Below are 7666 nucleotides of genomic sequence, written 5' to 3' on the forward strand. Positions count from 1 at the left end.
GGCCGGGGGTGTCCCCGGGCCGCGGGGCCGGGGGGGGGGGGGGGGGGGTGGGGGGGGGGGGGGGGGGGGGGGGGGGGGGGCCCCCCCCCCCCCCGCCGCGGGGAGGTGGTCAGCGGAACAGGGTCGTCACCCGCAGCTGCGGCGACGCCTTGATCTCGGCCTCGGTGAACCGCTCCGTCACCCACTGCTTGCGGGAGAAGAGACGCGTCTGGTCGGTGTAGTGCGGCGACGCCGGGTCGACGGACTCTCCGTAGCTGAGCAGCGTGCGGGTGCGCGGGCCCTGCGGCGTCAGCTCGGTGGCCATGATGAAGCTGGAGCCGTGCGGGACGCTCGCCAGGTCGGCCGGCCGGGTGCCGCCGCCGTTGCCCGAGTCCGGGCCGGCGGTGAGGACGTTGAAGCATCCGAGCCCGCCGGAGCAGCCCGGCAGCGGGATGCCCGCCCAGCGCTGGACCAGCCCGATCGGCGCGTCCAGCGGGGTACCCCGGGAGGCCAGGCGCTGCACCGCGTCGGCCAGCGCACGCCGGGCGGCCGCGTTCTCGCCGTCGATCCCGCGCGGGGTGGTGAGCGGCTGCGCCGGGTCGTACGGCACGCGTTCCCAGGTGCGTGTGCCGCTGCGGGCCAGCTCCATCCAGAACGCCTGCCAGAGCACGGTGCCCCTGCTGTCGGCGTCGGCCCGGGTGTTCCAGGCGGCGAGCACCTCGCAGGCCGCGCGGACGTCCACCGGGGCGCCGTCGGTCGCGGTCGGCGTGGGGTGGGCGCGGCACATCGCGACCGCGTCGTCCCGGTTCAACTCGGCGGTCCGGACGCGGTCGCCGAACATCGTCGCCTGGAGCGAGGACAGGGTGAAGCCCGCGGTGCCGAGGCCGTCGCGGCCGGACCGGCGGTCGGCGATCATCTGCAGGCCCAGCTGCGCGCGCGGGCCGATAGCGGTGCCGTTGTTGTAGATCTCGGGCAGTGCGGCGAGCGGGGCGTCCGCGTTGGTCAGGTACGGGCCGTTGTTGGAGTTGGCGACGTAGTCGGTGCGGGTGAGGGTCGGGTGGTTGGCGGGCCCGTAGACGCCGGGCACCAGCGCGTCCGGGTCGCTGCCCCAGTCGCAGGCGGTGGTCGAGCCGTCCAGGACGCCGCCGAACTCCTCGGCCTCCCGGGCGCACTGCGCGTTCTGCGCGTCGGTGACGTGCGGGACGGCGGAGCTGTCGGTGAAGTACGCGGTGCCGCCGGCGTCGGTGGCGATGGTGTACGTCCAGGGCACGCCCTGGTAGGTGCGCTGGGCCTGCTTCAGCTGGTCGAGGTTCCGGGCCTTGCCGATCGCCAGCCACTCGTTCATCGAGCGCAGGTTGCCGGCGTTGGCGTCGCGGACGGCGAAGGCGTGCTCGGTGGTCCACCCGTCGGCCAGCACCGGCCCGTAGCGGGAGTCGTAGAGCGTGCGGGCGACGGTGGACACGGTGCCGTCGGCCGCCCGGACGGCGACCGGGACGCTCCGGCTGGTCATCTGCTCGGCCCGGCCGTCGACCAGGTAGCGGGTCGGGTCGCCCGGGAGGAGCGCGAGCCGGTAGACCGAGGCGTGGTCGGCGTAGCTGGTGGTGTGCGTCCAGGCCAGGCCGCGGGTGTGGCCGATCTCGACCAGCGGGGTGCCGTAGATGCCCGCCCCCGCGACGTCCATGACACCGGGGATGGTGAGCTGGACCTGGTAGAAGCGGTCGCTACCGGCCCACTTGAGGTGCGGGTTGGCCAGCAGCATGGCGGTGCCGTCGCGGGTCGCGTCGCGGCCGAGGGCCCAGCCGTTGCTGCCGAGGTCGGCGGCCTCGCCACCGCTCGCGGGTGCGGTGCGGGCGTTCTTCGCGGGGTTCGTGGCGCCGGCCGTGGCGGCGTCCTTCGCGCCGGTCGTGGCGCCGGCCGTGGCGGCGTCCTTCGCGGCTGGGGTAGCGGCTGGGCCCGTCCCGGCGGCGCCCGGCGGCGTCGCGGTGCCGATGGCGCCCTTGTAGGCGACCTCGCCGCCGGCCGTGTTGACGTCCAGGATCAGCGACCAGAGGTCCAGGGCGCTGATCGGGCCGACCCAGTCCTTGCCCCGGCAGGTGGCGTCCGGCAGCTTCGCCACGCCGGTGTCGCTCAGGTAGCGGTTGTACCCGGCCGCATAGCCCTCGACCATCCGGCGCAACTCGTCCGTCGGGCCGAGCGGGGCCGGCCGGTCCAGCAGCGTCTGCACGGTGCCGGCCTCGCGCAGACCCCGCTGATAGGTGTCGCTCGCCAGGTTGGGGACGGTCCGGTCGTCGGCGGTGGTCTCGTCGGGGCCGAAGTAGCGGGACCGCTCGCCGCGCAACGTCACCACATGGTCGGCGAGTTGGCAGAGGTTGTCCTGCGCGAAGGCGTACCCGTAGCCGTAGCCGAGGCCGCCGAAGTCGCGGGCCTGGATGTGCGGCACCCCGTACTCGGTCCGCCGGATCTTGGCGGTGTAGCCGCCTCCGCGCTCCTCGGCCTGGTCGCCCCCGGCCGCGTGGGCGGGCAGCGGCACCAGCGCTACCGCCGAGACCGACGCGAGGCAGAACGCCACCGCACCGGACCTCAATCGCCCCAGGAGTACTCCGAACTGACGTTCGGTCACATGAGTTTTCGCTGTCATGCTGATCAGGCTGCCGGTCGCCGCCGCCGGGGCACATCGCCCCTTCGGACGACCCCTCCCGTGGGCCAATCGGCCTACCGGCGTACATCGCCGGTAGGGGGCGGCGCCGTGGAACCCCGAGGTGTGATCGATCACCCGGATGACCGGCAACCGGCCGCGGCCCGTCCTCGTTGCTCCGGGCATGAGCCATACGAACCAGCCCCGAGTCCTGCACGTCGTCGCCGGTCGGACCGAACAGAGGCCGCCGGCCGCTGAGTTGACCCAGTCGTGGAGCAGCAGCGTCGCCGAGCAGGCTGCGGACGCCCTCGACGCGCTGCGGACCGTCGAGGTTCCGGTGGGCGCTCTGCGGGCCGCGCTGCTGATCCTCGCCGGCCTGACCGACGCCCTGTCGGCGTAGGAGCCGCGGAGGGAGCGTCCGTTGGCCGCCCCCGCCGGGCCGCCCGGCGGGGGCGGCCGAGAGGCCGGGACAGGACAGGCCGGGCGGCCCCGCTGGTACGGTCGCGCCATGATCGACGAAGCTCCCGAGCCGCACACCGGCCACGTGCCCGATGCCACCGCCGACCCGGTCTCCCCCAGCCTGGTCTCCCCCGGTCCGCTCACGCCGGGCCCGCACACGCCCGGTCCGGTGACCGCCGACGACCTCGCGCTCGTCCTGAATCTCGCCGCCGCCACCCTGCGTGGCGCGCCCGCGGACGCCGACTGGTCCCGGCCGGCCGGGACCGTCGACTGGGACTGCTGGGCCACCGTCGAGCACCTGGCGGACGACCTGATCGCCTACGCGGCCCAGCTCGGCCCGCAGACCCCGCCGCTCGACCGCTACGTCCCGTTCCTGTCCCTTCGTCACTTCCCGGGCGGGCCCAACAGCTTCGTCTTCGCGCAGCGCGAGGCCGGCCCGGCGGGCCTCGTCCAGGTGCTGGAGGCGAGCGGCGCCCTGATGGTCGCGATGGCCCGCACCGCCGCGCCAAAGGCCCGCGCGTACCACCCGTGGGGCATCGCCGACCCGGCCGGGTTCACCGCGATGAGCCTGGTGGAGACGCTCGTCCACCTGCACGACGTGGCCGAGGGACTCGGCCTGCCGTGGCAGCCCCCGGCCGACGTCTGCCACCGCACGCTCGCCCGGCTCTTCCCCGACGTCCCGCTCGATGCGGCCGCCGGCCCCTGGCCGACCCTGCTCTGGGCCACCGGCCGCGCCGAGCTCCCCGGCCGCCCGCGCCGGACCGACTGGCGCTGGTACGCGGAGGTCCGGGACGACGCGTAGTCCATTCCCTCATTCCCCGACGGGAATTGTGGCGACGCCCGGCTCCGGCGAGGATCGGCCCGTAGCCAGGAACCGCCACCGGGAAGGACTCCCCCCATGCGCTCGTACCGTCTCGACAAGCCCGGCCAGACCGACGGCCTCGCCCTCCACCACGGCGAGCCGCCCGCCCCCGGACCCACCGAGGTGCTGGTGAAGGTGCACGCCGCCTCGCTCAACCGCCGGGACGCGCTGATCCTCTCCGGCCGCTACCCGCTGCCCGCGCGGCCCGGGGTGGTGGCGCTCAGCGACGGTGCGGGCGAGGTGGTGGCCGCCGGGGCCGCGGTCACCAGGCTCCGGGTGGGCGACCACGTCACCGGCAGCTACTTCCCCCGGTGGACCGACGGCCGGCTGCGCCCCGAGCTCGCCGACCAGCTCGGCTGCACCGTCGACGGCCTGCTCACCGAGTACGCCGTCCTCGACGAACAGGCGCTGGCGGTGCTGCCGGCGGAGCTGGGCTGGGCCGAGGCCGCCTCCCTGACCTGCGCCGGGGTGGCCGCCTGGCGCGCGCTGACCGGCGGCGGCCCGCTCCTCGCCGGCCAGACCGTGCTCACCCTGGGCAGCGGGGACGTCTCGCTGTTCGCCGTCCGGTTCGCCAGGATGCACGGCTGCCGGGTGATCGCCGTCAGCGGCAGCGAGGCCGGGGCCGAGCGGCTCGCCGAGCTCGGTGCGGACCACGTGATCGACCGCCGGCGGACGCCCGAGTGGTCCGGTGAGGTGCGCCGGCTGACCGGTGGCGCGGGAGCCGACGTCGTGGTCGAGACCCACGGCCCGGCCACCATCGAACAGTCCGTCCGCGCCGCCGCGCTGTACGGGCAGATCGTGCTGCTCTGGGTGGTCGGCGACCAGCCGGCCACACTGCGGATCAGTGACGAGGCGTACGCGGGCTCGCTGGCGACGATCCGGCCTGAGTTCGTCGGCAGCCGAGCCGACCTCGAGGCGGTGATCCGGGCGGTCGGGACGCACGGGCTGGGGCCGGTGGTCGGGCGGGAGTTCGGCTTCGACGAGGTGCCGCAGGCGTACCGCCACTTCCTGGAGCGCGGCACGGTCGGCAAGACGGTGATCCGGGTGGCCGGCTGACGAAGGGCCCGTCCGGACGGCCCTCGCCCCGGCCCCTGGCGCCTCCGCCCGGCCGGCCCGCCGCCGGCGCGGCCCTCCCCAGAGCCCCGCAGGTCGTGGGCGCTTGGCCGGGTCGCCCGTCCACGTTCTATTGTGGCGGGCGCGGCGGCGGCGCGGCCGGGAGGCGGCGCGCGGAGCCGCCCGGGTGTGGAGCAAAGGGGTGGACGGTGGCGGGGCGGCGGAACGACGGGGTGCTGGCGGTCTGGGCGGAGGCGCAGCGGCAGCAGCAGCGCCGGGAGGAGGCCCAGTGGCGCGCCCAGGCGGCCGAGCAGCGCCGCAGCGAGCGCGAGGCTCGCGAGGCGCAGCGGGCGGCGGCCCGGGGTGAGCGCGAGGCGCTGCGGGCGTACCAGCAGTCACGGGAGGCGGAGGCGGCCCGGCGGACGGCCGAACTGGACGCCCGGGTTGAGGAGTTGAAGGGCCTGCTGGCGGACGGTCTGGGCCGGCCGGCGTTCAGCCCGCGGGCGTTGCTGGCGCCGCGGACGCTGCCGGCGTTCGAGCCGGGCCGGCTCGGGGAGCCGGTGCCGATGCCGGACCAGGCGCGCTACCAGGTGCCGCCGCCGGATCCGGTGCAGGCACGCAATCCGGCGGTCTGGCGGCAGTACGAGCAGTACGTGGCGCAGGCGCGGGCCCGGTTCGAGCAGGACTGGTACGCGGCGCAGGCCGACGAGGCGGAGCGGCAGCGCCGGCTGGCCGAGTACCACGGGCAGTATCTGGAGTGGGTGGCCCAGCACCGCCGCCAGGACGAGGAACGGGCCGCCCGTACGCAGGAGTTGCTGGAGCGGCTGCGCTCGGGGCAGCCGGAGGCGGTGCAGGAGTACTTCACCGCCGTGCTGTACGCCTCGGCGGGCTGGCCGGAGGGGTTCCCGCACCGGCTTGTCGCCGCCTGGGAGGCGTCGAGCCGTCAGCTGGTGGTGAACTGGGAGCTTCCGGGCGCCGACGTCGTGCCGGCGAGCGGCCGGGTGCGGTACGTGAAGACGGACGACCGGGAGGCCGAGGTGGCCCGCCCGGCCACCGAGCGCAAGGCGCTGTACCGGGAGGTGCTGGCGCAGAGCGCGCTGCGGGTGGTGGCCGAGCTGTTCCGGGCGGACGCCGACGGGCTGCTGGCGTCGGTGGTGCTGAACGGATTCGTCCGCGGCATCGACCCGGCGACCGGCCGGGAGGCGGAGCGCTTCCTGTCCACGGTGACGGTCGACCGGCCCGAGTTCGCCGGGCTGGCGCTGGACCGGGTGGCGGCCCTGGAGTGCTTCCAGGGGCTCGGCGGCAAGCTGTCGGCGCGGCCGGAGCGGCTGGACGAGGTGCGGCCGGACCGGCTGCCGGAGACGGTCGGCGGCAGTGTGGCCGGGCAGGGCGGCGATGAGGAGCCGGACCTGTTCGAGATGGACCCGATCGAGTTCGAGGAGCTGATCGCCGAGCTGTTCCGGCTGCGCGGGTTCCGGGTGATGACGACGGCCCGCAGCGGGGACGCCGGGGTGGACGTGGTCGCGGAGGACCTCGACCCGGTGACCGGCGGACGGATCGTCATCCAGGCCAAGCGCTACCGCTCGACGGTCTCCCCCACGGCCGTCCGCGACCTCGACTCCACGGTGCGCCACCACGGCGCGATCAAGGGGATCCTGGTGACCACGGCCGGGTTCGGACCGGGCTCGTACGACTACATCCGCAACAAGCCGCTGACGCTGGTGAGCGGCCCGGAGCTGGTCGAGCTGCTGGCCGAGCAGGGCCTGCGCGGCCGCCTCGGCGGCGGCAACGGCGGCCGGCCCGCCCGGACGGACGGCACGGCCCCCGGCAGCGACACCCCCGTGCCCGCCGGCGAGCGGCCGAGCAGCGTCCAGCTGTCCTGGCGGAGCCGGACGGCCGGCGGGGACGCGGTGGAGCTGGACGTCTCGGCCTTCCTCTGCGCCGGCGGGAAGGTGCTGAGCGACGAGCACTTCGTCTTCTTCAACAACCCGCAGGACCCGGACGGCGCCGTCCGGCTGCACCCGACCCGCTCCGTCCCCGGCGAGCCGGTCCGCGCGGCCGAACTGACGCTGGATCCGGGACGGCTGCCGGCGGCGGTGGACGCGGTGGTGATCGCGGTCTCCACCGAGGAGGAGGAGCCGCCCGCCCTGCCGCTCGGCTACGTCCACGGGCTGGCCCTCACGGCGGTGTACGGCCCGGGTGCGGCCGGCCCGGAGCGCTGGACGGCCGCCACCGGCGGGGTGCCGGACACCGCCCTGCTGGTGGGCGCCTTCCAACGCAAGGGCGGAAGCTGGCAGTTCGCGCCGGACGGAACGACGGTGGCGGGCGGGCTGGCCGGGCTCGCGGTGCGCTGGGGCGTCGCGGTCGAGTAGCCGCCCCACCGCCCGGCGGACGCGCCTCAGGGGCGGACGTCATACCTGGGGAGGAGAGGACTCCCCGTCGTCCCGCCGGGACGGCGGGGGGCCGCCGTCCCGGGGGCCGACACTTCCGACCTGCGCGGATTGGGAGGATTGAACGGAACACGATCATCCGTGCCCGTTCATGCCCATTCCCGTCCCCGCAGGAGTTTCCCCGTGACGATGTCCGCAACCGCCGTCCGTACCGGCCGGGCGGCCGCCCGCGCCACCGGCCTGAACAAGGTCTACGGGGAGGGGGAGACCCGCGTCGTCGCCCTCGAC

Annotated in this window: 5 protein-coding genes and 1 pseudogene; 5 read left to right on the top strand and 1 reads right to left on the bottom strand. The window is 75.6% G+C overall.

Going from position 1 to position 7666, the window contains the following annotated elements:
- Positions 1 to 109: 109 nt before the first annotated feature.
- On the bottom strand, positions 110 to 2548 hold the full coding sequence (locus ACZ3YO_RS25155) for a penicillin acylase family protein (protein ID WP_465573211.1): 2439 nt from the start codon (positions 2546 to 2548) through the stop codon (positions 110 to 112).
- A 250-nt stretch (positions 2549 to 2798) separates the two neighbouring features.
- On the opposite strand from ACZ3YO_RS25155, the gene ACZ3YO_RS25160 reads away from it, so the two are divergent.
- The 5 genes and pseudogenes from ACZ3YO_RS25160 to ACZ3YO_RS25180 all read left to right on the top strand — a co-directional run.
- Positions 2799 to 3014 (top strand): hypothetical protein, encoded by a 216-nt coding sequence (locus ACZ3YO_RS25160; protein ID WP_465573214.1) that lies wholly within the window; start codon positions 2799 to 2801, stop codon positions 3012 to 3014.
- Positions 3015 to 3122: 108 nt separating this feature from the next.
- Complete coding sequence (locus tag ACZ3YO_RS25165) at positions 3123 to 3875, top strand: hypothetical protein (RefSeq protein WP_465573217.1); 753 nt, start codon at positions 3123 to 3125, stop codon at positions 3873 to 3875.
- A gap of 96 nt (positions 3876 to 3971) precedes the next feature.
- On the top strand, positions 3972 to 4991 hold the full coding sequence (locus ACZ3YO_RS25170) for a zinc-dependent alcohol dehydrogenase family protein (RefSeq protein WP_465573220.1): 1020 nt from the start codon (positions 3972 to 3974) through the stop codon (positions 4989 to 4991).
- Between the two features lie 206 nt (positions 4992 to 5197).
- Positions 5198 to 7360, top strand: a complete 2163-nt coding sequence (locus ACZ3YO_RS25175) for a restriction endonuclease (protein WP_465573222.1) — start codon at positions 5198 to 5200, stop codon at positions 7358 to 7360.
- Between the two features lie 159 nt (positions 7361 to 7519).
- A pseudogene (locus tag ACZ3YO_RS25180) lies at positions 7520 to 7666 on the top strand (ABC transporter ATP-binding protein); the annotation flags it as partial.

Source organism: Kitasatospora sp. NPDC022785 (assembly GCF_055561295.1).